Raw genomic sequence first — 26283 nt, 5'->3', positions numbered from 1 at the left:
GAGCGGGCGCAAGGGCCCACGCGATCGAGTGCGGACAGGAGTGCGGACAGGGCGCGAGAGAACCAGGTGGTCAGCCCACCCGCCACCGCTCGACGGCCTCTTCGTCGAGCTCCACGCCCAGGCCGGGCGCGTCCGGCACCGCCACGCACCCGTCGGTGTCGACGCGCACCGGCTCGGCGAGCATGAAGTCGCGGCGCTCGGGCGTCCAGCCCGGCGGGTCGAAGGGGAACTCGAAGTAGGGGCCGCCGCCGACACCCGCCGCCACGTGCACGTTGGCGAGGACTCCGATGCCGTTGGTCCAGCTGTGCGGGGTGAAGTGGCGGTGCTTGAGCTGGGCCAGCTCGGCGAGCGTGCGCGCCCGCTGCATGCCGACGGCCAGCACGACATCCATCTGGTAGACGTCCAGCGCGTCCTCTTCCAGGTAGCGCAGCAGCTCCGTGGTGGAGTGCTGCATCTCCCCCGCGGCGATCCGGACACCGGGGTTCTCCGCGCGCAGCCGCTTGAAGCCGTCGAGGTCGGCGTAGGGCAGCGGCTCCTCGACCCAGAAGACACCGAGGTCGGCGAGTTCGGCGATGATCGCGCGGGTGCGGGCCAGATCGGTGGCGCCGGCGGTGTCGCCCGCCATCCGCCACGACTGGTTGAGGTCGACCATCACATCGAGGTCGTCACCGAACTCGGTGCGCACCGCGCGAACCGCCTCGATGCCTTCGCGTACCCGGTCGCGGTCGATCCGGATCTTCATGGCGCGGAACCCGGCCTCGCGGACCAGGTGGGCGGTGGCGACACGCTCCCGCGGCGACTTCAGCTCACCCGACGAGGCGTAGGCGGGCAGTCGCTTGGTGGCGTTGCCGAACAGTTCCGCGACCGGCCGGCCGTGCACCTTGCCGATGATGTCCCACAGGGCGACCTCCAGGGGCCAGTAGTGACCGCCGTGGAAGTTCGCCGTCTCGATGGCGCGTACGTGCCGGGAGATCTCCAGCGGGTCCTGGCCGACGAACAGGTGACGGAAGGCGTCGAAGCCGTCCATCGTGTCGCCCGAGCCGATCCCCGTGATGCCCTCGTCGGTGTGGACGCGCACGATCGTGGCATCGAAGTGCCGCCGGGGCACCGGGTCCCAGGCGGCATGGAACGGAGGATCGAGTTCCAGGCGCAGACGGTCGAGGGTAATGTCCGTAATCTTCATGAGAAATCGCTCCCGGCGCGGCGGCAGAGGTGAGATGTGCTGGTCAGGGTGGTGGCGGGCAGGATCCCGCGGCCCTTTTCGGCCAACGTGGGTATGTCGGCCAACGTAGATTCGGCCGGACCGGTCGGCAACGAAACCCGAAGGATCGCAATGTCGGTTGCATCTGGAGCAACTGTGAGCACCCGAGATGTCTGAACGGCCGTCCCGCACCGCGGGACCCGCGGGCCCCGGCGGCACCGGCCGCCTGGGCCTCAACCGCGATCTGCGCCTGCTCGACACCCTTGCCCTGCACGAGGCCGAGCACGGCCGGGGACTGGGCGTCGTCGAACTCGCCCACCGCGTCGGCCGCGAGAAGAGCCAGGTCTCACGCGCCCTCAAGGCCCTCGCCGACGAGGGCGTGGTCGAGCGCGACCCCGACACGCTGGAGTACCGGCTGGGCTGGCGCCTGTTCTCCCTGGTGGCACGTACCGCGGAGAACCGTCTGGTGCGCGTCGCCCGGCCGGTGATGCGGCGCCTTGCCGCCGAGGTCGAGGAGACCTGCCACCTGTGCGTCCTGCGCGACGGCGAGGTGCTGACCGTGCTGTCCGTCTCCGCCCACTCCTATCGCGCCCACGGCTGGGAGGGCCGCGGCGTCCCCGCCGCCCGCACCTCGGCCGGTCGCGTCCTGCTGCTCGACGCCGCCCCCGACGAGCTCTACGTACGCCTCGGCATGGGAGATCTGTCGGACGGCTTCGACGGCTCCCTCGTGCACTCCGTGCAGGAACTGTGGCAGCGCATCCAGGAGGCACGCACCCTCGGATACGCCCTGGTGCGCGAGGAGTTCGAGTCGGGCCTCGTAGGGGTGTCGGCCCCCGTGCGCGACTTCCGCGGCCGCGTGGTCGCCGCCCTGAACGTCGGCGCGCCCGAGGAGCGTCTCGGCCAGAGCCTGGAGGAGACCGGCCGGCTGACCGTCCAGGCGGCCCGGCGGGTGTCCGCGACGCTCGGCTGGGAACCGCGGGCCCGGTCCGGCCCCGACCGGTTGCTCTGACAGCAACCCGGGTCTCGGATTCGGCGGAATCCTTGTTCTCCCGCATATCGCGTTCTTACAGTCCTCGCCAGCGGCGACGGGGCCCACGTCCCCGCTGACCAGCGTGTTTCCGTACGTGAGGACGAGGCCCCCCGTGACCACCACCGTTTCCGCCGCACCACCATCAGCACCGACCGCGGCTCACCGCCGCCAGTACCGCCGTGTGTTCCTGCTCGTCTTCACCGTCGCCATGTGCGGCAAGCTCATCGACGGCTACGTGCAGGCGGTGGGGCCCGGACTGGCCATGGCCACACGGCAGTTGGAGATGACGGCCCTGTGGCAGGGCCTCGTCGGCGCGGGCGCGCTGATCGGGTGCTTCGTCGGCAGCCCGCTGTTCGGCTGGCTCACCGACCGCTACGGCCGCAAGCCGCTGGTGGTGTTCACCATGGCCGCCTATCTCGTCGGCTGCCTGGCCCAGTTGTGGGTCACCAGCCCCGGGCAGCTTCTCGCGGTGCGCCTGTTCATCGGTCTGGTCATCGGCGCCGAGTACGTCGTGACATCGCCGATGGTCGCCGAGTTCGCCCCGGCCGCCCGGCGCGGCACCCTGCTGGCTTCCCTGCAGTTCGGCTGGTACGTCGGCTTCATCGTCGCGTACGTCATCGGCTACCTGGTCGCCGAGGCCGCACCGGGCGCCTGGCGGTGGCCCTTCGCCGGGGCGGCGGTGCTCGCCGCGCTCGGCCTGGTCCTGGCGCTGCGCCTGCCCGAGTCCCCGGCGTGGCTCGCCGGCAAGGGGCGCAGGGCCGAGGCCGCGGACCTGATCGCACGCCGCATCGGCCCCGCCTACGACCTGGCGGCCTTCGCCCCCGAGAGCGCCCCGACCGACGCCGCCGCACCGCGCCGCTCGGGCTGGAGGCTCCTCCTGGGCCGGGAGTACCGCTCGCGCACTGTCTTCGTGTGCGTCTTCTGGGCGTGCAGTGTCCTGCCGTACTTCGCGATCGGTACGTTCGCTCCCCGCGTGCTGTCGTCGCTGGGGCTCGGCAACGGACTCGCGGCGTCGGTGGCGACCAGTGTCCTCGCAGTCGTCGGCTCCGCCGTCGGTGTCCTGCTGGTCGACCGCACGGGCCGCCGGCCTCTGGTCCTCTTCACGTTCTGGGTCAGCGGTGCCGCGCTGGCCGTGATCGGCCTGTGGAGCGGCGCGCCGCTCGCCGTCGTCGTGATCTGCTTCCTCGTCTTCTCCTTCTTCAACGCCGCGCAGGGCGTCCTGCCCGGCGTCTACCCGAAGGAGCTGTTCCCCGCCGAGGTCAGGGCGAGCGCGAGCGGCATCGGCTCGGCGGTCAGCCGGGCGGCGGCCGCGGCCGGCACGTTCCTGCTGCCGATGGCGATGGACCGCATCGGCGTCCCGGCGACGATGGTGCTGGCGGCGGCGATCCTGGTGCTCGGCGCCGTCGTCTCGCACGTGATGGCCCCGGAGACGCGGGGGAAGTCGCTGGCCGGCGCCAGCACAGCGGGCCGGGGAGCCACGGCTCCCGCCTCTGCGTCCGACCTCTGATCGGTCGGGTTCGAACCGCTCGCCCCGTCCCGCATGGTGCCGATGCAAGATGAGTTGGGCCTCAGCGACCGGCGGGACGTCCCCCTGGAACGACCGGATACAGTGCGCGCGTCGGCAGTCCGGTTACTTGAGGAGGGGAAGCGTGACCGCCACCAACGAGGCCCGATCCGCGGACGGTGCGGCGCATGCGACCCAGCGGAACCCGCTGCGCCGCCTGATGCGCTACATCCCTCTGATCGCCCCCGTCCTGCTGTGGGCCGTGCCCTGCTGGGTGCTGCTGCACGCCGGCCAGCGCTGGCCGCTCCCCGTGGCGCTGGGCGGCACCGCCCTGTTCGTCCTCGGGCTGATCGCCATGCCGCTCGCGATGGCGCGCGGCCACGGCCGGCGGCAGCAGGACTGGGCGGCGATCGTCGGGGACACCCTCCTCGGGGCCGGCTGGGTGCTGTTCACCTGGTCCGTCCTGCTCGGCGTCCTGTTGCGCCTCGCCCTGACCGTGGCCGGCGTGGGCGACGGGCAGAGCCGGGCCCGGATCGTCAGCTGGGCGGTCCTCGGCGTGGCCGCCGTGCTGCTCGCCTGGGGGTATGCCGAGGCCCGCCGGGTGCCACGGGTGCGCCAGGTCGACGTACAACTCCCGCGCCTGGGAGCCGGATTGGACGGCACCCGCGTCGTCCTCATCACCGACACCCACTACGGCCCGCTCGACCGGGCCCGCTGGTCCGCGCGGGTCTGCGAGACGGTCAACACCCTGGACGCCGACCTGGTCTGCCACACCGGCGACATCGCGGACGGCACGGCCGAACGCCGCCGCGCCCAGGCCGCTCCGCTCGGCACCGTACGAGCCACCCGGGCCCGGGTCTACGTCACCGGGAACCACGAGTACTACAGCGAGGCCCAGGGCTGGGTCGACCTGATGGGCGAGCTGGGCTGGGAGCCGCTGCGCAACCGTCATCTGCTGCTCGAACGCGGCGGCGACACCCTGGTGGTCGCCGGCGTGGACGACGTCACCGCCGAGTCCTCCGGCCTGGCCGGCCACCGCGCCCACCTGGCCGGAGCCCTGGACGGCGCCGACCCCGACCTGCCCGTCCTGCTCCTGGCCCACCAGCCGAAGTTCGTCGACCGGGCCGCAGCGGGCGGCGTCGACCTCCAGCTCTCCGGCCACACCCACGGCGGCCAGATCTGGCCCTTCCACCACCTCGTCCGGATCGACCAGCCCGCCCTCGCCGGCCTCAGCCGGCACGGCACCCGCACCCTCCTCTACACCAGCCGTGGCACCGGTTTCTGGGGCCCGCCGTTCCGCGTCTTCGCCCCCAGCGAGATCACCCTGCTCGTCCTGCGCTCCTCGTAGCGGCCGTCGCTCCTCGTAGCGGCCGTGTTGAGGTCGGCCTCGAGGGACCGACCTCAACACCGATCGTCTCTTGCCGATGTCCTCACTGACTCCAGGAGACGGTTCCGTTGAGGGTGACCAGAGTCGCCAGGACAGCCAGGTCGGCGAAGCCGAGGACCATGCCGAACCATGCTCGCCCTTGTCGCGATGTTCCGCGTATCAGCGCAAGTGTGGCCAGGATGATGGCCGTGGGGCCGAGGAAGACGTTCCCGACAAGGAGCCCCGGCAGGCCCAGGACGAAGGCTGCGACGGCGAAGCTGTCGGCGTCCTGGGTGCGGTTCTTGGTGCTGCTCGTCTTGCTCGATGGGCCTTTTGCGGGTGCTGTTACCTGTGTCATGCATCTCCTTCGCAGCGTCCGGAGGTGCGCTCGCGTACCCAGAAGGTGATCAGCCAGGCGGCGATGCCGGTGCCGGCGATCGCACTGGCGGTGACGGGAATGTGTGCGACGGCTCCCACCATGATTCCTAGGAAAAGGAGCGCGAAGACGATCAGCATGCTGTCTTCTCCCTTCAACTGGTGATCGGTTCCGGTTCCTTGCTGGTGACGTCCTCGGACGTCTTCCCCGGAGCAGTGGTGCGGCGCCCGGGGAGCCACCAGTTCCAGCGGCCCATGAGGCGCATGGTCGCGGGGACGAGGAAGAGGCGGACGAGGGTGGCGTCGATGAGGATCGCGACGGCGAGTCCGAAGCCGAGCTGCTGGATGGGGACGATCCCGGTGAAGGAGAAGGCTCCGAAGACGGCGACCATCAGGATTGCGGCGCCGGAGATGAGGGGGGCGGTTCGGGTGAGGGCGCGAGCGACGGAGGCGGTGTTGTCCCCGGTGGCCTCGTACTCTTCGCGGACTCGGTCGAGGAGGAACACTTCGTAGTCGGTGCTGAGGCTGAACAGGAGCGCCAGCAGCAGGATGGGGACGAAGTTCTGGATGTCACTGGTCTGCTGGAATCCGAACAGTTCGGAGCCCAGACCCTCCTGGAAGATGAGGGTGAGAACACCGTAGGTGGCGGCGATCGAGACCAGGTTCATGACGATGGCCTTGAGCGGCAGCAGCAGTGACCGGAAGGTCAGCAGGAGGACGAGGTAGCCGGCCGCCAGGATGATCGCGACGACGTAGGGAAGTCCGTCCTGGATGACGTCGTTGGCGGCGGTGTCCTCCGCGGTCTGCCCTCCGACCACGGGGTGCAGGGAGTCGGGGAGCTTCCTGGTCTCGTCCTGCACATCGGCGAGGAGGTCCCGGGTGGGGTCGCTGGACGAGTTCTGGGTGGGGACGACCTCGATGACAAGCTTCTGGTCGCCGGCAGCGATGTAGTGCCTGACCGTGTCCCGAGCGTCAGCCGGCATCCGGTCCATCACGGACGTGTCCAGAGCGGCGTAGGGGTCCTTGGGGGACAGCTGCCTCAGGACCGGGATGGCGGATGCGGTCTTGTCCACGTGCGACAGGGAGCCCAACCGGTCCTGAAAGTCGGTGAGTTCGTCCTTGTCGTGCTGGGGGAGCTGGTTCAGCGGCTCGTCGGTGGTGACGACGATCTGGATCGGGCTGGTGAAGCCCGTGCCGAACGCGTTCTGGACGTGGTCGTAACCGGTGCGAACGTCCGAAGTGGAGGGGAGGATGCGAGCGTCCGGGGAGAAGGTGCGCATCTGCTGTGCCGGCCACGCCGCGGCGATCAGTACGGCGGTGATCGCCGCGAGGAACAGCAGCGGGCGCTTCATCACCTTCATGGAGACCCGGTACCAGCGGCTGGATTCCTCACTCGTGCCGACGGTGCTCTTCCGCCACCTCGGGAGGCGGCCGGCGTTGATGCGGTGCCCGAGGAGGTGCAGCAGGACCGGGAGGAACAGCACGCTGGTCAGCACGGAGAACGCGACGACGAGGATGATGCCGAGCGCGAGCGAGAAGATCACGTTCAGGTCGATGGTGAACAGGGCGGACATCGCGATGACGATGGTGATGCCGGACGCGATCACAGTGTGTCCGGATGTGCGCAGGGTGGCGGCCACCGCATGGTCGACGGTCTGACCCTTGGCGAGTTGTTCCTTGAACCTGGTGATCATGAATAGGGAGTAGTCCACCCCGACACCGAGGCCGAGCATGGTGGCGGCGTTCTGTACGAAGATGGACAGCTCGTAGTTCTGTGCGACCGGGGCCAGCAGGCCGAGGGTGAACACGATCGCCGAGACGCCCACGGTGAGTGAGACCAGTACGGACACCACGCTGCGGAACAGCAGAAGCAGGATCAGGATGATCAGCGGGGCAGTGAGCATCTCTGCGCTTGCCAGGCCCTCCTGCCCGAGGACGTTGATGTCCCCCCAGAAGGATGCGGCGCTGACGAGAGAGACGTCGATGCCGTCCCTGTCGAATGTCTGGGCAAGGTCCTTCTGGATGGCAGGGAGTTCCCGGCGCGCGTCGCCGTCTTCGAGGCCGATGGCCACGGAGTTGATGACGGTTCGCCGGTCGTCGCCCGCGTAGGGGCCGCGGTCGTCGGGCTGGGCGGTGGTCCAGCCGAGCATGTCCGTGACCTTCAGGTCCTTGTCGGCTTCCACCCGGGAGGCGACATCCTTGGCGCGCTGCTCGAACTTGGGGTCGCTGCTCTTGTAGCGGGTGTCATGGATGACGAGGGTGGCCGTGGTCTTCCCGCGCCCCTTGAAACCGTCTTCGAGCTTCTGCGCGGCGATGGATGAGTCGGTGCCGGGGACGTACCAGCCGCCTCCGCTGAGGTTCTTCGCGATCTGGGATGCGCCTGTACCGGCGACGACTAACGCAGCAATCCACAGAGCGAGCAGGGGCCAGCGCAGCTTGCGGATGGTTCGGGACGCGCGCGCGGCGATGCTGCCGGGCGGTGGGTCCTCGGTGTGGGTTGACATGTGCCGCCTCCTGCGGTGGATAACCCGGTTGGAAGCCTGGATAATGACTGACACCGGGTCGTAGACCGACTTCAAGTCTGTGATTGACTGACGGTCGGTAAGTATTCTTGGGAGGGTGCATGGCAGTCAAGTCACGGCGCGAGGAGTACGCGGCGATCACACGCGCGGCTCTGCTGGACGCTGCGGCAGACCTGTTCGCGGAGAAGGGTTTTGACGTCACGTCGGTCGACGACGTCGCGAAGGCCGCGCGGGTGAGCAAGGGCGCCGTCTATCACCACTTCCCCGACAAGAGCGCCATCTTCGACGAGGTCTTCCGGATCAACCAGCAGGAAGTCGTGGCGCAGGTAGCCGCGGCGATCCCGACCGACCTGCAGGGAGAACAGCACCTCTGGCAGGTGACCGTGGCCGCAGTGCAGGGGTTCATCGACGCGTACGTGACGGACACTCAGAAGCGGTCCCTGCTACGCCAGTCCGCCGGCGTCCTCGGCGTGCATCGTTGCCGGCAGATCGACGACGATCTCGCGCTGCCCCTCGTGGTGGGGATGCTGGACGGGCTACAAGCCGGCGGGCAACTCCGGGAGAACGTATCGATCAAGATGGCTGCCACCATCATCTTCGGGACACTGTGCGAGGCAGCGACGTCGTTGGCCCTGGCCGATGACTGCGAGCAAGCCGGCCGCGAAGCATCACAGGTCGTGAGCTACATGCTCTCCGGGCTGGTCAAAGCCCCTGCCTAGCAGGAACCCGCCCGAAGAAAGCGGTCGGTCCCGTGACCTGGCGAAGGGACTCGCCTGAGGAATGAAGGTCACGGGACCGGCGCCTGAGGGAGGGTCAGACAGCGACCTCCTCGATCGTGCTGACCACGTGGAAGGGCGGTGTCCCCACCCCGCTGATGCGGTACCGGTTCCACAGGTCCGGATCCGACAGCGTGCCTTCAACCTCCGCGTGCGGTGTGGCGATGGTGCACGGGGTCTTACCGCGACCGGCGACCGCTGCGGTCACCGGTGGGTTGTCGGCGATGCGCCCGTACCAGTGGTAGCGGCCGTCTATGGGCTGGAAGCATCCGGCGAGCTTCACCTCGACCGAGAACTCTTCCCCCTCGATGACGATCGTCGCGGGCCCTTCGTATCCGTCATCGTCGTGTTCGTGGAACTGATCGTTCTCGTGGGTCATGCAGCGTCCTGGATGAAGCCGGCCTTGCGCCAGATCCGCTCGCTCGCCCCACCGATGATGCCGATGGACCTGTAGTAGTCGGTGATCCGCTTCGCCGCCCAGCCGAACGTTTCCCGCGAGTGCGGGTTCGCCATGGCTTCCTTGCGGACGCTGTCCGGAAGGCCGGCCCGCCGGTACATGAGCGGGTTGAAGAACTCGCCGGCGAACGTCTGGATGGACAGGGCCAGCATCATCCGCAGCGAGGACAGCTGAACCTTGTTCAACTTCGGCACGAACCGCTCCAGCTCGGTGCGGGCGAAGCTGATGTGCCGGGCCTCTTCCACCACGTGGATCCGGGACATGGTGCGGACCAGCGGCTGAACTGTCTCGTCCGCGGCGACTTCTCGCTGGACCTTGTCGAAGATCTCCTCTGTCAGCAGGAGGAGCGCCCACAGCGCGGCAACGGGAGCCGCGGTCTTCAGCATCCGGCCGGACTCACGGATCTTCCACGGCGTGGGGTAGATCTCGGAACCCATGCGTTCGACGACGTTCGCGAACATGATCATGTGGCGGACTTCGTCGGCCATCTCGGTCAGAGCGAACTGGACCTGCGGGGAACCCACGGACTTGTCGTAGACGTAACGCGATACGAGCTGCAGCAGGACGTGTTCCGTCCACACGCCCAGAGCGATGGAAGAGGCCATCTCCTCACGGGTGAGGAGGAGTTTCTGCTCCTGCGTGAGGGTGTCCCACGTCTTCGTGCCGTAGAGGGTGCAGCGCTTCTCCGGCAGGAACCACTTGCCCTCTTCGAGCGGAGCATCCCAGTCGATGTCCAGGCCCGGGTCGTAGGAATGCCGGCTGGACGAGACAAGAAGCTGCTGGGCCTTCTTCGTCTGCTTCGCGATCAGGTCAGCGGACTTCGTACTCAAGAGTGTGCCCCCTACTTCTTCGTGTGTGATTCGCGGTTTCGCATGATGGCGACGAGTTCTCGCAGACCGCCTGCGAGCACGAGTGGTCGTTGCACGCCGGTGGCCCACCTGCTTGTGGTGCGGCGCGCTTCCCTGTGCGCGTCGACCACCACATGGCGACGTACGGGCTGCCCGGCGAGAATCTCGACGGTCATGCGGGTGGCGAGAGCACCGAACAGCAGTGACGCGTACACGAGTTGGGAGACGCTGTACTCCTCTTCCCCCAGGTGCTCGCGGGCGTTGCGGATCATCTCCAGCGGCACGAACCGCAGAGGGATGGCCTTCAGCAACAGCGGCCACACCGCGGACTTCTCCACCATGCCGGCGGTGATCTTCCCGTCGAACGGACGTGAACCCGGCAGCCGGTAGTCGTAGAAGCGGATGTACTGGGTGCCGGCCATGTCGTAGCCGGAAAGCACCGGGCGCCTGGCGCGTACCGCAGCCTCGTGAAGGTTGTACTTCGCCCGCCAGCCGGCATGCTCGGTGACATCCACGCCGTCGATGACCAGCGTGCAGCTCTCCGCGAGATCCTGCGCGTTGGCGTGGGTGATCCCGCCTGTAACCACCTTGGTCCGGGCGTTGGGGTTGATCAGCATCACTCGTTCTTCGGCGACCTCGGCTTTGTGACGCCCGATGTCACCGAACGCGGCGTGCTGCCGGTTGAGGTTGTTCAGCTCGAACTCCCCCACATCCACCAGGACGAAATCCTGCACGCCGATACGCGCGAGCGGTTCGACGGCTGCTCCTCCGGTGGACCCGCATCCGGCAATCAGCACGCGTGCGTTCCGTAGTGCCGATTGGGCCCGTTCGCCGATGAACCCGCGGTTCCGTTCGGTGAACTCCCGGTAGAAGTCGTCGAGCGTGGCTGTCATCAGGCGGCCGCCTCTTCGGGAAGCGAAAGGTGCTCCACGCTCCCGGACAGGTCTGCCATGAGACCTCGGAGAGCCCGGATCGGAGAGAGTGCGGAGGCAGCCTCTTCCAGCTGCTTCCCGACCTGTGCGACTTCCTCGACCGGCGGCATCCACGAGTAGAAGGGAAGAACCTTCTCCGCATTGAAGTACCGGGGATGCATGAGGTCCTGCCGGCTGACCTTCGGTGTGGTTCCCGTCAGCAGGTACACATCGAGGCCGAGGAGGACAAGGTGCTTCAGGGCGATGTGTTCTTCCAGGTCGCCTATCAGCAGCCGGATGGAATCGCGCTCCGCGTGGACGGCCATGGTGATGCCGGCCAGGAGTTCCAGCGTGATCCGCAGCCGTAGATCCCGGGCAGTGACGGTGTGGTTGTGGGCGAGGCGTTTCACCTCGCGGATATGGCGCGTTTCCAGGGTCTGCACATCGGGCAGTGCAGTCTGCAGGCGGATGGAGTGAACCTCTTCGCAGGGGAACAGCAGCCGCCCTGGGTCAGCCAGCGGCCTCGGTTCGGGGTCCTTGCTGTGGGCGAGTGCCACGTAGCCGAGGATCCTGCCGGTTTCCTCATCGATGGTGATGACGTGGGTGTCGTCTTGATGGAACTCGCGGATCGGCTCGCAGAACAGCGAACGGCCGAAGACAAGTTCTTCGCTGGCGAAGCCGGCCTGCAGATACTCGGCCAGACGGAATCCGGCCAGGCCGATCAGGTACCGCTCAGGGATCTGATCGGTGTGAGCCACGAGGGTTACGAGCCCTCTCCCGTGGTTGGCCTGATACAGCAGCGCATCGTTTTTCTGCAGCTGGCCTGCCATGCCGTGGAAGCTCAGCCTGCTGTGCATGCGAAGAATGTCCTGGATGTAGCGCCCCCGCGCGTCATTGACCAGCGACTCGCGCGCATCGTGCTCGTCGGGAAGCCCGGATGGGACATTCCACGGCTTGATCACCGACGTGACCCCAGATAATCCCGGCTGCTTCTCCATACCTGTTCCCCCTGTTTCGGTTGGTGTACGTCCCGCCCAAGGAAGATCAGAAATCGTCTTCCTCGTAAAGTGCTTCGGTGATGGCCAGCGCGAGGACCTCGGGGGTTCCTTCGTAGATGCGGGCTCCGAAGGATTCGCGGACGTACTTCTCCATGCCGTACTCGCGCAGGTAGCCGCGGGCGCCCATCAGGGACATGGCCTCCTGGGAGACCTCGATGGAGACCTGGTCGGCGAAGAGCTTCGCGGTGGCCGGCTGCATCACAGGCGCGGGGATCGCGGTGTCCGCCGCCTGCGCGGCCTGCAGGTACATCAGCCGCGATGCTTCGATCTTCGTCTTCATCTCGGCGAGCTTCCGGGCGGTGAACTGGTGCTTGTACAGCGGCAGTCCGCCCTGGATGCGGTCGGCGCACCACTGCTTGGCGATATCGAACGCGCCTCGCGCCACGCCGGTGGACAGGGCCGCGACGGTGGCGCGGGCCATGTTCATCTGCTGAATATTGATGTGGACGCCGTTGCCCTCGCCGCCGACCATGTTTTCCGCGGGCACACGCACGTTCTCGAAGATGAGCTCGCTTCCGAGACAGGCGCGGTAGCCCATCTTGTCCGCCACCGGGCCGCGGGTCACGCCGGGCGAGTCCAGGAGGACGATGAACGCGGTCATGCCGGTGGCGCCTTCGTGGCCCTCGATATTCGCGTAGATCGATCCGAACTCGGCGACCTTCGCGTTGGTGATGAACCTCTTCCGGCCGTTGAGGAGGTAGCTGTCCCCATCGCGACGGGCAGTCATGACGTCCCGGGCGTGGACGGCGTTCTCGGGGATCAGCAGGTCGCAGCCGGCATCCTCCTCCGTGATGCCGTTGCACGCGAGGACCGGATCGTCACCGGCGAACAGGGGCAGGAAACGAGACTGAAGCTGTTGGTCCGCCGACAGCAGAACGGGGGCCTGCCCCAGGAGAGTTGCGCCGAAGGTCAGGGCGGTGCCGGCGCACGCGGCGGCGATCTCCTCAAGCGCGACGGCGACACCGAGGACGCCGAGACCGAGCCCCCCGTACTCCTTCGGAACGATCAGGCGCATCAGGCCGGCCTGATGGCCCTTCCGTATGAGTTCCCAGTCGAATTCGGCTGCGTCGGCACGGTCGTTCGCGGCAACCCGCGGCCGGACTTCCTTGTCGACGAAATCGCGTACCTGCCGGCGGAACTCCTGGATCTCCTCGGGCTCGGTCATGAAGTCGGCAGGCTCAATGACAGTGCTCATGGGCGTTCTCTTTCGCGTTGTAGGCGTTGGCAGTTGGGGCCGGTCCCGCGGCTCAGGTGGGGAGCCCCTCGCTCTTGGCGATCTCCGGATAGCGGTCGAACGCCGGGCGCAGGAGGGGTACGAATTCCAGGACCTTCGCGACGTTGCCCTTGATGCGCACCTTGCCGGTGGCGATGGCGACGGGCATCAGCAGATTGCCGAGCCACAGGCTGTGAGCGCTGTCGCTGCTCATCTTGATGCGGATGGCCGCCGGCCGGGCGGGGGCACCGTTCTGAACGCCGTCCGGGGTGATGTAGAGCTCGATGTCCGGCTTCGTCTGGATCAGGTGCACGGTGATCCCGGCGTCACGCATGCGCCGAGTGAATGTTTCGTCTTCCAGGAGGATCTCGAACAGGTTCGTGAAGACCCCGTTCGCTTTCTCGGCGGACTCGAAGACAGCCATGAGCGCACTCCTTGAGAGTTGATCGTGCATCGGGCGGCGACGGCCACACAGCGATGCCGGGCGTAAATGCCTGTTGGAGAACACAGGGGCGCCTTGGAGGTGCCTCACCTGTGCACGACAATCACCCACGCAACAGAGCACCTAGTGATCTCTGCGTGCGTGACAGCAGCTTGGTGCCCATGGCCTCAAGCAGGCGCCCCCACAAGGCGGCAGGACTCAGCGCATGCGGCTGGCGTGGTGTTCTTCATCCCCGTGCTCCCCGTTCACTTCACACCGACCGCTGGGGCTCTTTGACTATGCCCTGTCGCATACCCGAGTTTGTTCCCCGACTTCGGGTCGGTGCCATTCGATCCTGCATGTTGATCACAACCCGCGTCAAGCGACTCCGAAATCAGGCCAGTTCGTGTCGGTCCAGTCGTCTTGATACGAACCACGGCTGCCGCCTTCGAGCCTGCAGTCCTCGCCCGGCCGGGGCTTGCTCCTCGACGATGAGGGCTTCCTTGCGGGTACCGCGGCGGATATCGGCCGGACCGCGCGTACGGTGCAAAAGAGAAACTCCCTGGCAAGTAACCCGGCGTCAGGACCTTGCTCTACCCATCCCGCAGGGCCCGCCAACCTCACTCAGGGCAGCCGGCCGCAACCAAGCGACGTACCAAGCCACGCCGAACTCCTCTGCGGCGGACGGTTGCGCTTCACCATGGGCTCCGCACCGCCGAGCCGGGCGGCCACTTCGAAGCGAGACCTGCCGCTGACGGCAGACCGACGTTCAGGCCTTTGATCAGGCCTTTGATCAGGCAGGATTGGCTCACCCAAGTCCTCCGATGAATGTGGACAGACAGCTCGGTGAACGATCCGCTCGAGTGATCCTTACCTGTGGGTGGATCCATAGGGTGTCGAGCCATGCGATCCCTATCCAGAGCAGTGGGCCTCGGCTTTACCTCACCACCGCCGTCGGCCGGATCTACGCGCTGGACGCCGACGACGGCCATGTCGCCTGGCAGGCGGTGGAGCGCGAGGAGCAGCACGGCGACACCGTCCGCCGCTACGGGCGGGCCGGCGGTCCGGTCAGCGTCTTCGGCCTGAAGGCCGAGCAGCGTTCCGTCGCCGTCTACCAGGACTGGGACAAGATCCAGTGCCGTGTCGCGCGGACCGGCGACCTGCTGGGCGGCTTCGGCGGCGCGACGAGCTGGGGCCAGTTCCACAGCACGGCCGTGCGCCGACCCGGGTCCGACATCGCCTACTTGCACACCGACTCCAGCAGCACCGGGGTCGCCATCGACCTGGTCGGCTGCCGCCAGCTGTGGGCGAAGGGCACCGACGGCGGGATCGACAGCCACTCCTCCCCGACGCTCACCGACCCGGCCACCGGGGAGCCGCAGCTGGTGATGGCGACGGCGGGCGGTCCGCGTGGCTACGACCTCAAGACCGGCGCCACCCTGTGGCAGGCCGCGGCGAACGACCCGTGGCTCTGCGAGCCCGGCAAGGCCCCGCTGACCAGCCCCGCCGTGTGGGGAACCGTCGCCTACGTCGCGGGCCGGGACGGCACGGTCCGGGCCTACGACACCACCGCGGCCGACCCGTCGAAGCCGCTGTGGGAGACCAAGGTCGGCTACCTGCCCGGCAGGAGCCCGATGGACGACAAGTGGCGCGTCGCCCAAGGGTGTTCGGACGGGAGTAACGAGGTCCTCCACCCCGGCGGGTGGCCTCCGGGAGGGGGTTGACGGCTCATCAGGAAGGTCTGCCTGGACCGCCGGGCCAATGTCTTCCTGGACGTGAGCGTGCCTCAGACAGGCGCCCCCGACGCCTGGAAGGCGGGCTACGACGGCAAGGGCGTGAAGGTCGCCGTCCTGGACACCAGTATCGACCAGACGCATCCGGACCTGGCCGGCCGGGTGGCCGAGGCCAAGAACTTCACCACGGACAGCAGCGCCGTGGACGGTCACGGACACGGCACGCAGGGCGGCCGGGAAGAGCGCCTCGCTCAAGGCCGTGGCCACCGACGAGCAGGGCAACACGGTGACCCAGGAGGTCATCGACGCCTACCGCGCCAAGTGGCACGACGGCGCAACGGGGCGGCCCGGAGGGATTCTCCTCTCCGGGCCGCCTCTGCCGTGCGCCCTCCGCGAGAGCACCGTCTCGGTGCTACCTGCGGGGCAGCGACGTGTTGGTGATCGGGAGCGACTGCTCCGCGCCCGCCACGTAGAAGTCCCTCGGAGCGGTGCGCAGCGTGAAGGTGTCGTCGTCGGCCGAGACACGTACGGCCAGTACGAAGTAGCCGTCGTCCTCGGTGGTGGTCTTCACGTGGGACTCCTGCTCCCAGTAGGTCTGCAGGAACACCTCGTTGCCGGCGAGCTCTTCGCCCTTGGGGACGGTGACTCTGCCCTGGACGACGAGGACGTCGCCCGCCTTCACCTGCCGCCTGTTGACCTGGTAGCTGACGGAGCTGGTCCTGGTGGCGGCGGCCACGGTGGTGTCCGCGTAGTAGCCGTCCTGCGGGGTGTTGAGGTCGCCGTCCTCGTCGTAGAGGGCCGTGATCTGCACCTTGTGCTGGACGTTGAGCAGGCTGCTGCCGGTCGTGTGGTCGATGTCGACGTCGGGGATGGTGAACTTCCCGTCGGCGTCGGTGACCGGCTTGCCCAGGTCGCGCGGCTCGTAGTAGTTGGGGTCGATCGGGTCGCCCCACGGGTTCCAGGTGGTGAAGAGGACGACCTCCTGGATGGTGACGGGGATGTTGGGCGCCGGGGTGCCGTCGGCCTTCGTGACGGTGCCGGTGACGTCGACGTGGCGGTTGTCGTAGTCGGTGCTGGTCGGGTTGGTGCTCACCTTCAGCACGTAGGCGTCGCCGGGTGAGGCGTCCGAGGGCTGCGCCGAGGCGGCGGGCGCGGACAGGGCGCCCGCGGCGAGCAGGAGCGCGGCGGTGGCGGCGAGCCGCGTCGGCAGGGACTTTCTGGGCACGGGTGACTCCAACTTCCTTCGGATCCGGAGCAGTTGCGCCGCGGCGGTACCGGTCCCGCCGCGGCGCGGGTGTGCGACGCACCCGTTTCGACCGACGGAGCGGGGAGGGAGTTGTCCCGTGCGGGGCCGCCGTTACGCGGCTGTGGCAGGAGAGGGATTTGTCCGAGTTGGAGGTTCACCTGAATGTCGGCCGCAGGCTCCCTCGCATTGCCTTCGGCGGAGAGCTGTTTACAGGGCGGCACCCAGCGATGACGAGGCGCTCAGGCGCTGCGTGGCCGCCGGACCCCATGGACGAGCTCGGCCGGCCGTACGGCGTGCCGGATCCGGCGGCGCCGGTGAGCGCGGGCGCTACGGCGTCGTCGTGGACACCACGTACACGAAGGGCTTCGCAGGGTTCTCCCGGTTCACCATGATGTTCAGGGTCGGCTCGGGGTTCTTCTGCTTGTGGGTGAGGCCCAGGTACGGGCCGGGACCGTCGAAGACCCAGCCGACGACCTTCTGGTTGCGCGGGCTGATGCTGATCTCGTCCTTCGCCAGCTCGGACGAACTGGCCCCGGTGTTCTTCAGGAACTTGTCGAGGCCCGCGTCCGTGGTGCTGAAGCGGACGTAGAGGCGGCTCGTCCTGAGGTTGTTCGTCTCGTAGTAGGCGACGCCCTTCGCGGAGGAGACCGGGATCGGCACCTGGTACAGCCGGCGCTGGACCTTGGAGGGCCAGCCGATGGTGAGGCCCGTCGCGGAGTACTTGGCCTCCTTGTCCTTGCCGCTGTTACGGCTCTGGTCCGCGGAGATCACCAGATAGCCGGCGGGGACGCCGATGAGCAGCACGATCGTGAGCAGCGTCAGCGCGCGGCGGCGGATCACCCTCCGGCGGTTCTCAGGGGGGCGCTGCCCTGCGTCGGGGGACGAGGGCTGGCGTGGCACGGTCATTACTTGGGTCCCTGAGTCTCGCCGGCGGCGCTCGCCGGGCTGTGCGGGTCGAGGCCGAAGCCCTTGCCCTGGGTGTAACGCTCATAGCGCTCGTAGCGTTCCACGCGACGTCGCTTGGCGCGGCGGAAGCGGCGGGCGACGAGGCGTGCGAGGTCCGCGGCGCCGACCATACCGGCCTCGGGGCCGAGCTGGGCGCGGGCGATGCGGGCCTCGGGGCGGTAGCCGCGGCCGGTGAGGTGGCGTTTGAAGGCGTCGCGGGCCGGGCCGATCAGGAGGTCGTCGGCCGCGGAGACGCCGCCGCCGATGACGAAGCAGGACGGGTCGAGCGCGGCCGCGAGGTTCGCGATGCCGACGCCGAGCCACTGGCCGATGTCCTGGAGCAGCTCGATGCACATGGCGTCGCCCTCGCGGGCCAGCTCGGTGATGAGCGGGCCCGTGATGTCGGGGACGTTGCCCTTGACGCGTTCGATGAGCCCGTACGCGACGGGGGAGTCCGCGGCGGCGAGCTCGCGGGCCTCGCGCACGAGGGCGTTGCCGGAGCTGTACTGCTCCCAGCAGCCGCGGTTGCCGCACGGGCAGCGGTGGCCGCCGGGGACGACCTGCATGTGGCCGAATTCACCGGCGACACCGAACTTGCCGCGCTTGACCTGGCCGTCCTCCAGGATCGCGCCGCCGATGCCGGTGCCCAGCGTGATCATGACGAGGTGGTCCTCGCCACGGCCCGCGCCGAAGCGCCACTCGGCCCAGGCGGCGGCGTTGGCGTCGTTGTCGACGAGGACGGGGACGGCGAGGCGGCCGGAGATGCGGTCCCGGAGGGGTTCGTTGCGCCAGGAAAGGTGCGGGGCGAACAGGACCCGGTTGCGGTCGGCGTCGACCCAGCCCGCCGCGCCGATGCCCACCGCGTGCACGTCGTGCCGGTCGGACAGGTCGAGGACCAGCTCGACGATGGTGTCCTCGACGACCTTGGGGCTCTTGGACTTGTCCGGCGTCTCGGTGCGCAGGGTCTCCAGGATGTTGCCGTCGGCGTCGACGACGCCCGCCATCACCTTCGTACCGCCGATGTCGATGCCGACGGTCGGGACGCGGGGCGCCGTCAGGTGGGAACGGCGCTCACGCGTGCCGACGGTCCGCAGGACGGTGGCTCGTGCGGAGCCGCGGTGTGCGAGGTCGCGGTAGGTGCTCATCGCGCCGATTGTGCCAGTTCGCCGCCGCTCGGGCGTATCCGAGCCGTGCGGATCACTCGTGGTGGACGGGGCGCTACCGCGTGTCCGTTTCCGGCTGCCGGTCGCTTGTGGCCGGGCGCCCCGCGGCGGAGCCGCACAAAGGAACACGGCCCCGCGCCCCTTATGGGGCGCGCTGCCTAGGGGGTGTCTCTTCGATCAGGTAGTTCGTTGTCCTGGGCATGCTCAGCAGAGGGGATCTGACGGACGGCGAGTGGGCAGTGCTGGAGCCGCTGCTGCCGGTGAGCAACAACCGGTGCGGCCGGTGGCGAAACCACCGGCAAGTGATCAACGGCATCATCCATCGGCTCAGCACCGGGGTTCAGTGGCGTGAACTGCCCGAACGCTTCGGCTCATGGAAGACCGTCCACAAGCGGCATCTTCTGTGGTCGGCCGACGGCACCTGGGAGATGCTCCTTCAACACGTCCAAGCCGCTGCCGATGTCGGGGGGACCTCGACTGGAACGTCAACGTCGACTCCACATCCGTGCGCGCCCACCAGCATGCCGCCGGTGCCCTCAAGAAGCCGCCGCCTGCCCCCGCCGGCTCCTCAAAAGGGGCGCCACGAAGATCAATTCACCTGCGCGCGAACATCACCCTGCTCCTCCGGCCGGAGGAGGCGGTGCGCCGGGCGAGGCTCTCGGCCGTTCCCGCGGCGGGCTGACCACCAAGATCCACGTAGCCGCGGAGGGCCGTTGCCGCCCGTTGTCCCTGCTCATCACGCCGGGGCAGCGGGCGGACTGCACTCAGTTCGAACCGGTCATGGACAAGATCCGCGTCCCCCGCACAGGAGTCGGGCGACCACGCCGCATCCCGGACAGCGTCTCCGCCGACAAGGCGTACAGCAACCGCACGATCCGTACTTACCTCCGCAAGCGCGGGATCCGGCACGTGATCCCCGAGAAGAAGGACCACGAGGCCGCCCGCCTGCGACGGGGGGCACGCGGTGGACGCCCGCCGGGCTTTGACAAGGCGCGATACAAAGATCGCAACACGGTGGAGCGGACGATCAACAAGCTCAAGCAGTTCAGAGCGGTCGCCACCCGCTATGACAAGCGCGGATACGTCTTCCTCGGCACTGTCACCGCCGCCGCACTCCTCATCTGGCTCCGCTCATGACCGCAGCGACGAACTGATTGTTGCGCATCGTGCTCCGCCGCCGGGGGCCGAGGTGAGCGAAAACGGATTGTGCCCGAGTAGATGATCAGCTCGTGCTCGTGCTCGTGCTCGTGCTCGTGCTCGTGCTCGTGACTGACTTGAACGATCTCATACGTCCGGACCGCTATCCGCGCTCCTCTGGCTATGACCCCGCCTGGTTGCTCAACCTCCACACGGGGCCGAACCCGCTGTGGCTGCTGGAAGACCTCGCCCGGGACCTTGATCTGCGCCCGGGGATGCGGATTCTCGACCTCGGCTCCGGCAAGGGCGCCACGTCGGTGTTCCTGGCCCGCGAGTACGGCGCCCAGGTCGTTGCGGCCGACTTGTGGATCGCCCCTGAGGACGCGGCAACCGTCTTCGCCGATGCGGGTGTCGGCGACCAGGTGACGGCCGTGCAAGCTGAGGCGCACACCCTGCCGTTCGAGGAGGAGACTTCGACGCCATCGTGAGCGTGGACGCGTTCGAGTGAGCGGAGCTGGTCCCTCCCTCGGCGCCTGCCAGGCCAGGGCCGGCGCGGCCGATCCCGATCAATCTCTCCCGCGGTACGCCGAGCACGTCATACCCGGACCGGCGACCGCCGGGCTTTCCTGCACCTCACCATCTCGTACAGGAGTTGAATGTGCCGAGGAACATTCGCATCGCCAATCTCAACGCCTACAAGCTCAGCCCCACCACACGGAACACTCGCTCTTGGGCAGCGCGAGTCACCGCCATTCAGGAGATAGCTCCTGACATCCTCGCCCTGCAGGAGTTCATCCTCGACGAAAGCGGAACCGGCCGCGACCGCTGGGAGAGCGAAGCCGCCTCGCTTACCAAGACCTGTCCGAAGAATGCGGCCTGAGTGCTTCCGTGCGCGTCAGCGCCGGCCATCCGCACGGCACGGCCATGGCGGCAAACTGGCACCGTCCATGGTGGACCGCGTTGATGTGGAACCCCCACACCGTCGATGTAGTCGAAGGGTCATACCGCCCCTTCGGCGCCCCCGATTATTGGCATGGCTGCACCACAGCCCGCTTCGACGTCGGAGCCAAAGTCCCGGTCCTCATAGCCAGCTGCCACGGGGACCCCTTCCGACCGGACTACCGGTACAACGAGGCGCTCCGACTCAAGGGCACCATCTGTACGACGGGTGGTGTCCGGCCCGCCCTCTGCGTGGGGGACTTCAACTCGATCTGGATCAGGGCCCCCTCCCGACACCGTTGGGAAGTCGACTGGAGCGAATCCATCGACAAGCGGAGCTTCTCCGTGATCGCCGGAAGGACGACTACCAACTGACGGTCAGCTGGGACGCCACCCTCAAGAAGGTCTCCGGCCTCGGCCTCAGCCCCTGCGCCCGCTTCCCCGACCGCGCGCAAGAGGAGAGCATTCGCCGCCCTCACGTGGCATTTCGCTGGCGTGGGGTAGCCGGTCGTGGTGAGGTTCGGCCAGTCGAGGAGAGGAACGTCTTCATGCGTGCTCGGAACATAGGCGCGTCAGCCGCCACGGCGTTGGCGCTGGTGGCCGCCCGTGACCTCGTGCAGAAGAAGCACGCACTGCTGAGGAACTTCCCCGTGCTGGGGCACGCCAGGTACTTGCTGGAGAAGATCGGCCCCGAGCTGCGGCAGTACGTCGTGACGTCCAACGACGAGGAACGGCCCTTCAGCCGTGACCAGCGCAGCTGGATCTACGCGTCGGCGAAGGAGGAGAACAACTACTTCGGCTTCGGCACCGACAACGACGTCGAGCATGAGCAGGGTCAGGCGTACGTGAAGCAGCGCACGTTCGCCGGTCGGCTGCCCGATCTGCGCGACGCGCAGGCGCCGTTGCCCTCGGCAAAGGTGCTCGGCGGACCACGAGGCCGCGCGAAGGCGTTCCGTCCGGCGAGTGTCGTCAACATCTCGGCGATGAGCTTCGGTTCGCTGTCCGGCGCGGCCGTCACGGCACTCAACAAGGGTGCGGCGCTGGCCGGGACGATGCACAACACCGGCGAGGGCGGCCTGTCGCCTTACCACCTCAACGGTGGGGAACTCGTCCTCCAGATCGGTACGTCGTACTTCGGCTGCCGCAACAAGGACGGGACGTTCAACCTCGACAACCTCAAGTCCGTGGTCGCGAGCGGGCCCGTGAAGGCGATCGAGATCAAGCTCTCGCAGGGTGCGAAGCCGGGGCTCGGCGGCCTGCTGCCGGGTGCGAAGGTGACCGACGAGATCGCCGGGATCCGCGACATCCCCGCGGGCAAGGACTGCGCGTCGCCGTCGCGGCACACCGCGTTCCACGACGTGGACTCGATGCTTGACTTCGTGGAACTGCTCGCCACGGAGACCGGATTGCCCGTCGGGATCAAGAGCGCCATCGGGGAAATGGGCTTCTGGGAGGAACTCGCCACCCTGATGGAGCGAGGTGATCGAGGGGTCGACTTCGTGACCGTCGACGGAGGCGAGGGCGGCACCGGGGCTGCTCCCCTGATCTTCGCCGACTCGGTGTCCCTGCCGTTCCGCATGGGCTTCTCCCGCGTCTACAGCGTGTTCGCCGAGCGCGGGCTGACCGACGACATCACCTTCATCGGCTCCGGCAAGCTCGGCCTGCCCGAGAACGCCGTCGTCGCGTTCGCCCTCGGCGTCGACATGGTCAACGTGGGCCGTGAGGCGATGCTGTCCATCGGCTGCATCCAGGCGCAGAAGTGCCACACCGACGCATGCCCCACCGGCATCGCCACCCAGAACCCGTGGCTGACGCGCGGCGTCGACGCACCCTCGAAGGCCATCCGGGCCGCGGGCTACCTGCGCACCCTGCGCAGGGAGCTGCTGAGGGTCTCGGGCGCCGTCGGCGTCGCCCATCCCTCGCTCATCACCCCCACCGACATCGACATCCTCAACGGCGACTACGACGCCCGCACCCTGGCGAGCGTCTACGGCTACAAGGACGGCTGGGGCTCGCTCGGCCCCAAGCTCGCCGATGAGATCACCGAGCTGCTCACTGCCTGAGCACGTCCTTGCCCCCTCGTCGGGTATGCGGAGATACGACTGCGGCCTGATCAGCACGCGACGTCACGAGTTTGCGCAGTCCTGTCCGGGGCGGTCCTCGGGGCGGGACGCTGCGCGCGAGGCGTGACAGCGGCCCGGGCAGCGCGGCCCGTACGGGAGTCGGGCCGCGCCGCGCGGGCGGGTCAGAGCGCCGAGTCGAGGTGCCCGAGGTGCTCGATGAGGTTCATGTTCTCGGCGTAATCCACCGGGCAGTTGATGATCGACACGCCCGGGTCCGCCAGTGCCTCACGGAGCGTCGGCAGCAGGTCCCCGGCGGACTCGATGTGGTAGCCCTTCGCGCCGAAGCTGCGGGCGTACTGGACGATGTCCGGGTTGCCGAAGTCGGTGTTGGAGTTCTCCCCGACCTCCAGGTCCATCTTCCACTTGATGAGCCCGTAGCCGTTGTCCTCCCAGATCAGCACGGTCAGCGGGATGTTCTCGCGGACAGCCGTCTCGATCTCCTGGGAGTGCATGAGGAACGAGCCGTCGCCGACCGCCGCCAGCACCTTCGTCTGCGGCCTGGCGAGCTGGACCGCGAGCGCGCCGGGCAGCGAGAAGCCCATGGTGGACAAGCCGTTGGAGATGAGGCAGGTGTTCGGCGCGTACGTCGGGTAGAGCCGGGCCATCCACATCTTCAGCGCGCCGGTGTCGACCAGCACGATGTCGTCGCGACCGAGCGCGGCGCGGGTGTCGGCGATGACGCGCTGCGGGGCGAGCGGGTAGCGCTCGTCCGCGGCGCCCTGCTCGAGTTCCTTGGCCAGCAGCGCGCGGGTGGCCGTGGTGTCCTCGTCGTCGATGGTCCACCGCAGGCCGTCGAGTGCGGTGGCGAGGGCGTCGAGGGAGGCGGCGATGTCGCCGATGATGCCGACATCGACCGAGTAGCTGTCGTCCACCTCCGCCGGGAAGCGGTGGATGTGGACGATCTTCTTGTCGCCGTCCGGGTTGATCCGGGACGGGTCGAACTCCTGCAGCTCGTAGCCGACGGCGATGATGACGTCGGCCTCCTCGAACCCGAAATTGGTGTAGTCGCGCCGCATGAAGCCGAACGTGCCGGTCGCGCACGGGTGGTCGTCGGGCAGGACGCCCTTGCCGTGGAAGGTGGTCGCCGTCGACACGTCGAGTGCGGTGGCGAACGCCGCCAGCGACTCCTCGGCGCCGCCGCGCGCCGCGCCGTGCCCGGCGAGGATCACCGGCCGGCGGGCCTCCCGCAGCAGCTCCGCCGCCCGCTTGATCTGCCCCGGGGACGGCGCCTCGGGCTGCACGACGTTCCTGCGCAGCGGGCGCAGGTCCGAGCCGTCCGTCGCCTCGTCGACATCCTCGGGCACGGCGAGGTAGACGGCGCCGGGCCGCTCGGACTCCGCGGTCTTGAACGCGCGCCGCACCATCTCCGGGATGGCCCGGGTGGCCGGGACGTCCGCCGACCACTTCGTGACCGGCGCGAACATGCTCACCAGGTCCACGAACTGGTGGGACTCCTTGTAGTTGCGCTCCTTGCCGACCTGCGCGCTGATCGCGACGACGGGCGTGCTGTTCGTCATGGCGTCGGCGACGCCCAGCATCAGGTTGATCGCGCCGGGCCCCAGCGTCGCGGACATCACACCCGCCGAGCCGGTGAGCCGGCCGTGCATCTCCGCCATGAAGGACGCGGCCTGCTCGTGCCGGGTGAGGACGTAGCGGATCTTCTCCGAGCGGGCGAGGGCGTTGGTGAAACGGATGTTCTCCTCGCCGGGCACGCCGAACACCACCTCGACGCCCTCGTTCTCCAGGCAGCGCACCAGGAGTTCGGCCGCTCCGTCGGGGGTCTGCTTCCGGTGCTCGGCGTCGCTCACGCTGATCGTGTCCTCTCCCGGGTTTCGGCCGCGCCGATGGGCGGACCGGTCAGTCGTCTACCCCGGCCCACCGCTCGGACGCCTGCGGACCGGGTCTTACGAGCCAGACCCTCGGATTCTTGATCGCCGCCCAGCGTTCCTCGTCGTCAGAGACCGCAGCCAGGGTCTGGTGGGTGCTGGACGCCATTCCAGAGCATCGGTGCTGCTCAGGCCACCGGCTGGCCACCCACCGATACGACTTCAGGGTGTTGTAGGAAGGTCAATTCGACGGGCCTGTGCAGGGCACCACGCGCATCGCCGTGCGGGCCTGCCGGATCGGCGGCATCGACATCGAGGCGGGGCAGAGGGTCGTCGCCTTGTTCGCGGCCGCCAACCGCGACCCGGCCGCCTTCGAGTGGCCGGACGACCTGGTGCTCGACCACTCCCCGAACCGTCACCTCGGCTACGGGTGGGGGCCGCACTCCTGCATCGGGACGACGGTCGCCCAGGCGGGCCTGCGCGCCCTGGTCGCGGCCCTGGCCGGGCACTCCGCCCGCCTGGAGGCCGCGGGCGACGGAGTGCGGCGGCGTACCGCGACGATGCGGGCCTTCGACTCGCTGCCCGCTGTCCTCCTTCCACCGTTGACCCTTTCGCCCACCTCTTGGAGTCCGCCGTGCGCATCCTGATCGGCAACCACATCGACCCCTCTATACGGGCGCGCGGCGACATGCGCGCCTGGACCCAGCGCCTGTTCTGGTTCGCCCGCCCCGGCGACCTTCTCGCCCTGTGCTGCGAGCCGGATGCGGAGTTCGCCGACTATGCCCTGGCTCACACCGGCCCGCGGCGCGAGGACCTGACCGTGCTGGCCGTTCCGCCCGGCGTATGGGGAGAGAAGCTGCTCGATCCCTCCGGCCTGACCGCGCCCGCGTTCCTCGACCGGGTGCGCGCCGCGCTCGGCCCGTCCGGGGCCGAGCGCGGTGGAGGAGGTGTTCGCGCTGTGGCCGTCGGCCGCCGTGGCGCGGTTCGCCGCCGCGGTGAGCGCGGCCGACCGGTATCTCGGCGCGGCGTTCTTCGCGCAGGGTGGCGTACTTCGGAACGGCGGACAGCTACCTGCCCTACCTGACGCGATTCCTCCGCCCTGGCGGACATCTGGCGATGGCGACTCCCGCCATGACACGGGAGGTCCGTGAGCTCGGAGCCATCCCACCTCATATCAACAAGGTGGTCGGCTGGGAGGCGATCGCCTGGCACACGGCGGAGTGGTGGCGCTTTCAGTGGGCGATCACCGAGCTCGTGGAGGTCACCTCCGCGTGGTTGCCGCAAGACGCCTGGCGGGACTGGCTGTTGTGGGCCCGGGCAGCAGCCGAGCACACGCCCGACGGCCGGAGCGCGAACCAGCCCGTCATCGACATGCTCACCACAGACGGCGGAGAATTCCTCTCCTTCGCTCTGATAACTGCACGTAAGAACTGCGCAGACTTCACGCCGTCGGCAATTCTGTCTCTCCGATCGTGATCGGAGAGACAGA

General features: G+C 68.3%; 28 protein-coding genes and 1 pseudogene. 14 read left to right on the top strand and 15 right to left on the bottom strand.

All coding sequences use genetic code 11. The features are described from left to right. Window positions 1-70 precede the first annotated feature (70 nt). Window positions 71-1183, bottom strand: a complete 1113-nt coding sequence (locus ACIPWY_RS01470; protein ID WP_362898783.1) for a mandelate racemase/muconate lactonizing enzyme family protein — start codon at window positions 1181-1183, stop codon at window positions 71-73. A gap of 187 nt (window positions 1184-1370) precedes the next feature. On the opposite strand from ACIPWY_RS01470, the gene ACIPWY_RS01465 reads away from it, so the two are divergent. The 3 genes from ACIPWY_RS01465 (at window position 1371) to ACIPWY_RS01455 (ending at window position 5083) form a co-directional block, all read left to right on the top strand. Then, on the top strand, window positions 1371-2210 hold the full coding sequence (locus ACIPWY_RS01465; RefSeq protein WP_362898785.1) for an IclR family transcriptional regulator: 840 nt from the start codon (window positions 1371-1373) through the stop codon (window positions 2208-2210). Between the two features lie 133 nt (window positions 2211-2343). Beyond that, window positions 2344-3738 carry an MFS transporter gene (locus ACIPWY_RS01460; RefSeq protein ID WP_401532022.1) on the top strand — a complete coding sequence of 465 codons (1395 nt, stop codon included), beginning with the start codon at window positions 2344-2346 and terminating at the stop codon, window positions 3736-3738. A 217-nt stretch (window positions 3739-3955) separates the two neighbouring features. Continuing rightward, entirely contained in the window at window positions 3956-5083 is a 1128-nt protein-coding gene (locus tag ACIPWY_RS01455; RefSeq protein WP_401532160.1) for a metallophosphoesterase, read from the top strand. Between the two features lie 82 nt (window positions 5084-5165). On the opposite strand, the gene ACIPWY_RS01450 is transcribed toward ACIPWY_RS01455, so the two are convergent. From ACIPWY_RS01450 to ACIPWY_RS01440, 3 genes are read right to left on the bottom strand one after another with little or no spacing between them, the layout of a single operon-like run. Then, the gene (locus ACIPWY_RS01450) at window positions 5166-5459 is read right to left on the bottom strand and encodes a DUF4190 domain-containing protein (protein WP_401532021.1); all 294 of its coding nucleotides are present in this window, start codon (window positions 5457-5459) and stop codon (window positions 5166-5168) included. Then, entirely contained in the window at window positions 5456-5617 is a 162-nt protein-coding gene (locus tag ACIPWY_RS01445; RefSeq protein WP_383892673.1) for a hypothetical protein, read from the bottom strand. The genes ACIPWY_RS01450 and ACIPWY_RS01445 overlap by 4 nt, the downstream gene beginning before the upstream one ends. Window positions 5618-5631: 14 nt before the next feature. Next, complete coding sequence (locus ACIPWY_RS01440; RefSeq protein ID WP_362898795.1) at window positions 5632-7980, bottom strand: MMPL family transporter; 2349 nt, start codon at window positions 7978-7980, stop codon at window positions 5632-5634. Window positions 7981-8099: 119 nt separating this feature from the next. Between ACIPWY_RS01440 and ACIPWY_RS01435 the strand changes: the two genes are divergently transcribed. Continuing rightward, entirely contained in the window at window positions 8100-8717 is a 618-nt protein-coding gene (locus ACIPWY_RS01435) for a TetR/AcrR family transcriptional regulator (protein WP_401532020.1), read from the top strand. A gap of 94 nt (window positions 8718-8811) precedes the next feature. Here the strand turns inward: ACIPWY_RS01435 and ACIPWY_RS01430 are convergent, their stop codons facing one another. From ACIPWY_RS01430 to ACIPWY_RS01405, 6 genes are read right to left on the bottom strand one after another with little or no spacing between them, the layout of a single operon-like run. Beyond that, the gene (locus tag ACIPWY_RS01430) at window positions 8812-9153 is read right to left on the bottom strand and encodes a DUF4873 domain-containing protein (RefSeq protein ID WP_362898799.1); all 342 of its coding nucleotides are present in this window, start codon (window positions 9151-9153) and stop codon (window positions 8812-8814) included. After that, window positions 9150-10061 (bottom strand): diiron oxygenase, encoded by a 912-nt coding sequence (locus ACIPWY_RS01425; protein ID WP_362898800.1) that lies wholly within the window; start codon window positions 10059-10061, stop codon window positions 9150-9152. Before ACIPWY_RS01425 ends, ACIPWY_RS01430 begins: the two co-directional genes overlap by 4 nt. A gap of 11 nt (window positions 10062-10072) precedes the next feature. Next, the gene (locus ACIPWY_RS01420; protein WP_401532019.1) at window positions 10073-10972 is read right to left on the bottom strand and encodes a HesA/MoeB/ThiF family protein; all 900 of its coding nucleotides are present in this window, start codon (window positions 10970-10972) and stop codon (window positions 10073-10075) included. After that, the gene (locus tag ACIPWY_RS01415; RefSeq protein WP_362898804.1) at window positions 10972-11988 is read right to left on the bottom strand and encodes a hypothetical protein; all 1017 of its coding nucleotides are present in this window, start codon (window positions 11986-11988) and stop codon (window positions 10972-10974) included. Before ACIPWY_RS01415 ends, ACIPWY_RS01420 begins: the two co-directional genes overlap by 1 nt. Window positions 11989-12034: 46 nt before the next feature. Then, window positions 12035-13243 (bottom strand): acyl-CoA dehydrogenase family protein, encoded by a 1209-nt coding sequence (locus ACIPWY_RS01410; RefSeq protein WP_362898806.1) that lies wholly within the window; start codon window positions 13241-13243, stop codon window positions 12035-12037. Between the two features lie 52 nt (window positions 13244-13295). Next, the gene (locus ACIPWY_RS01405; RefSeq protein ID WP_362898808.1) at window positions 13296-13685 is read right to left on the bottom strand and encodes an SCP2 sterol-binding domain-containing protein; all 390 of its coding nucleotides are present in this window, start codon (window positions 13683-13685) and stop codon (window positions 13296-13298) included. An 890-nt stretch (window positions 13686-14575) separates the two neighbouring features. Here ACIPWY_RS01405 and ACIPWY_RS01400 point away from each other — a divergent pair. Together ACIPWY_RS01400 and ACIPWY_RS01395 are read left to right on the top strand one after the other, a co-directional pair. Beyond that, on the top strand, window positions 14576-15406 hold the full coding sequence (locus tag ACIPWY_RS01400) for a PQQ-binding-like beta-propeller repeat protein (RefSeq protein WP_401532018.1): 831 nt from the start codon (window positions 14576-14578) through the stop codon (window positions 15404-15406). Window positions 15407-15457: 51 nt separating this feature from the next. Further along, entirely contained in the window at window positions 15458-15856 is a 399-nt protein-coding gene (locus ACIPWY_RS01395; RefSeq protein ID WP_401532017.1) for a S8 family serine peptidase, read from the top strand. Here the strand turns inward: ACIPWY_RS01395 and ACIPWY_RS01390 are convergent. From ACIPWY_RS01390 to ACIPWY_RS01380, 3 genes are all read right to left on the bottom strand, one after another. Next, window positions 15828-16640 carry an acyl carrier protein gene (locus tag ACIPWY_RS01390; RefSeq protein WP_401532016.1) on the bottom strand — a complete coding sequence of 271 codons (813 nt, stop codon included), beginning with the start codon at window positions 16638-16640 and terminating at the stop codon, window positions 15828-15830. The genes ACIPWY_RS01395 and ACIPWY_RS01390 overlap by 29 nt on opposite strands. A 348-nt stretch (window positions 16641-16988) precedes the next feature. Beyond that, entirely contained in the window at window positions 16989-17567 is a 579-nt protein-coding gene (locus tag ACIPWY_RS01385) for a sugar kinase (protein ID WP_362898813.1), read from the bottom strand. After that, a complete protein-coding gene (locus ACIPWY_RS01380; RefSeq protein ID WP_362898815.1) occupies window positions 17567-18751 on the bottom strand; it encodes an ROK family glucokinase in 1185 nt (394 codons plus the stop codon). The genes ACIPWY_RS01385 and ACIPWY_RS01380 overlap by 1 nt, the downstream gene beginning before the upstream one ends. Before the next feature lie 218 nt (window positions 18752-18969). Between ACIPWY_RS01380 and ACIPWY_RS01375 the strand changes: the two are divergent. From ACIPWY_RS01375 to ACIPWY_RS01355, 5 genes and pseudogenes are all read left to right on the top strand, one after another. After that, window positions 18970-19906 (top strand): annotated as a pseudogene (locus ACIPWY_RS01375) (IS5 family transposase). 92 nt (window positions 19907-19998) lie between these two features. Further along, window positions 19999-20394, top strand: coding sequence for an SAM-dependent methyltransferase (locus ACIPWY_RS01370; RefSeq protein WP_401532015.1), 396 nt, complete (start codon window positions 19999-20001; stop codon window positions 20392-20394). 170 nt (window positions 20395-20564) lie between these two features. After that, on the top strand, window positions 20565-20786 hold the full coding sequence (locus ACIPWY_RS01365) for a hypothetical protein (protein ID WP_401532014.1): 222 nt from the start codon (window positions 20565-20567) through the stop codon (window positions 20784-20786). An 8-nt stretch (window positions 20787-20794) separates the two neighbouring features. Next, a complete protein-coding gene (locus tag ACIPWY_RS01360; protein WP_393699996.1) occupies window positions 20795-21220 on the top strand; it encodes an endonuclease/exonuclease/phosphatase family protein in 426 nt (141 codons plus the stop codon). Window positions 21221-21393: 173 nt separating this feature from the next. Continuing rightward, window positions 21394-22908 carry an FMN-binding glutamate synthase family protein gene (locus ACIPWY_RS01355; protein WP_362898817.1) on the top strand — a complete coding sequence of 505 codons (1515 nt, stop codon included), beginning with the start codon at window positions 21394-21396 and terminating at the stop codon, window positions 22906-22908. 182 nt (window positions 22909-23090) lie between these two features. Here ACIPWY_RS01355 and ACIPWY_RS01350 read toward each other — a convergent pair whose 3' ends face one another. Both ACIPWY_RS01350 and ACIPWY_RS01345 read right to left on the bottom strand, forming a co-directional pair. After that, window positions 23091-24776 carry an acetolactate synthase large subunit gene (locus ACIPWY_RS01350; protein WP_401532013.1) on the bottom strand — a complete coding sequence of 562 codons (1686 nt, stop codon included), beginning with the start codon at window positions 24774-24776 and terminating at the stop codon, window positions 23091-23093. 49 nt (window positions 24777-24825) lie between these two features. Beyond that, a complete protein-coding gene (locus ACIPWY_RS01345; protein WP_266676050.1) occupies window positions 24826-25002 on the bottom strand; it encodes a DUF6192 family protein in 177 nt (58 codons plus the stop codon). A gap of 49 nt (window positions 25003-25051) precedes the next feature. Between ACIPWY_RS01345 and ACIPWY_RS01340 the strand changes: the two genes are divergently transcribed. The 3 genes from ACIPWY_RS01340 to ACIPWY_RS01330 are packed head-to-tail and all read left to right on the top strand — an operon-like array spanning window position 25052 to window position 26270. Then, window positions 25052-25441, top strand: a complete 390-nt coding sequence (locus ACIPWY_RS01340; protein ID WP_266676052.1) for a cytochrome P450 — start codon at window positions 25052-25054, stop codon at window positions 25439-25441. Next, window positions 25429-25878, top strand: a complete 450-nt coding sequence (locus ACIPWY_RS01335; RefSeq protein WP_393700001.1) for a hypothetical protein — start codon at window positions 25429-25431, stop codon at window positions 25876-25878. Before ACIPWY_RS01340 ends, ACIPWY_RS01335 begins: the two co-directional genes overlap by 13 nt. A gap of 47 nt (window positions 25879-25925) precedes the next feature. Then, window positions 25926-26270: a hypothetical protein gene (locus ACIPWY_RS01330; protein WP_362898825.1), complete on the top strand. Its 345-nt coding sequence runs from the start codon at window positions 25926-25928 to the stop codon at window positions 26268-26270. The last annotated feature ends 13 nt before the right edge of the window (window positions 26271-26283 follow it).

The sequence above is a fragment of the Streptomyces sp. NPDC090032 genome, from assembly GCF_044748025.1.
Lineage (GTDB): Bacteria > Actinomycetota > Actinomycetes > Streptomycetales > Streptomycetaceae > Streptomyces.
This window is presented reverse-complemented; position numbering and strand designations above follow the sequence as displayed.

What these genes read in the sequence shown, in the direction of transcription:
- ACIPWY_RS01470 (WP_362898783.1), bottom strand. Translation starts at nt 1,183, where the DNA reads ATGAAGATTACGGACATTACCCTCGACCGTCTGCGCCTGGAACTCGAT.
- ACIPWY_RS01465 (WP_362898785.1), top strand. Translation starts at nt 1,371, where the DNA reads ATGTCTGAACGGCCGTCCCGCACCGCGGGACCCGCGGGCCCCGGCGGC.
- ACIPWY_RS01455 (WP_401532160.1), top strand. Translation starts at nt 3,956, where the DNA reads ATGCGCTACATCCCTCTGATCGCCCCCGTCCTGCTGTGGGCCGTGCCC.
- ACIPWY_RS01450 (WP_401532021.1), bottom strand. Translation starts at nt 5,459, where the DNA reads ATGACACAGGTAACAGCACCCGCAAAAGGCCCATCGAGCAAGACGAGC.
- ACIPWY_RS01445 (WP_383892673.1), bottom strand. Translation starts at nt 5,617, where the DNA reads ATGCTGATCGTCTTCGCGCTCCTTTTCCTAGGAATCATGGTGGGAGCC.
- ACIPWY_RS01440 (WP_362898795.1), bottom strand. Translation starts at nt 7,980, where the DNA reads ATGTCAACCCACACCGAGGACCCACCGCCCGGCAGCATCGCCGCGCGC.
- ACIPWY_RS01435 (WP_401532020.1), top strand. Translation starts at nt 8,100, where the DNA reads ATGGCAGTCAAGTCACGGCGCGAGGAGTACGCGGCGATCACACGCGCG.
- ACIPWY_RS01430 (WP_362898799.1), bottom strand. Translation starts at nt 9,153, where the DNA reads ATGACCCACGAGAACGATCAGTTCCACGAACACGACGATGACGGATAC.
- ACIPWY_RS01420 (WP_401532019.1), bottom strand. Translation starts at nt 10,972, where the DNA reads ATGACAGCCACGCTCGACGACTTCTACCGGGAGTTCACCGAACGGAAC.
- ACIPWY_RS01415 (WP_362898804.1), bottom strand. Translation starts at nt 11,988, where the DNA reads ATGGAGAAGCAGCCGGGATTATCTGGGGTCACGTCGGTGATCAAGCCG.
- ACIPWY_RS01410 (WP_362898806.1), bottom strand. Translation starts at nt 13,243, where the DNA reads ATGAGCACTGTCATTGAGCCTGCCGACTTCATGACCGAGCCCGAGGAG.
- ACIPWY_RS01405 (WP_362898808.1), bottom strand. Translation starts at nt 13,685, where the DNA reads ATGGCTGTCTTCGAGTCCGCCGAGAAAGCGAACGGGGTCTTCACGAAC.
- ACIPWY_RS01385 (WP_362898813.1), bottom strand. Translation starts at nt 17,567, where the DNA reads ATGACCGTGCCACGCCAGCCCTCGTCCCCCGACGCAGGGCAGCGCCCC.
- ACIPWY_RS01380 (WP_362898815.1), bottom strand. Translation starts at nt 18,751, where the DNA reads ATGAGCACCTACCGCGACCTCGCACACCGCGGCTCCGCACGAGCCACC.
- ACIPWY_RS01355 (WP_362898817.1), top strand. Translation starts at nt 21,394, where the DNA reads ATGCGTGCTCGGAACATAGGCGCGTCAGCCGCCACGGCGTTGGCGCTG.
- ACIPWY_RS01330 (WP_362898825.1), top strand. Translation starts at nt 25,926, where the DNA reads ATGACACGGGAGGTCCGTGAGCTCGGAGCCATCCCACCTCATATCAAC.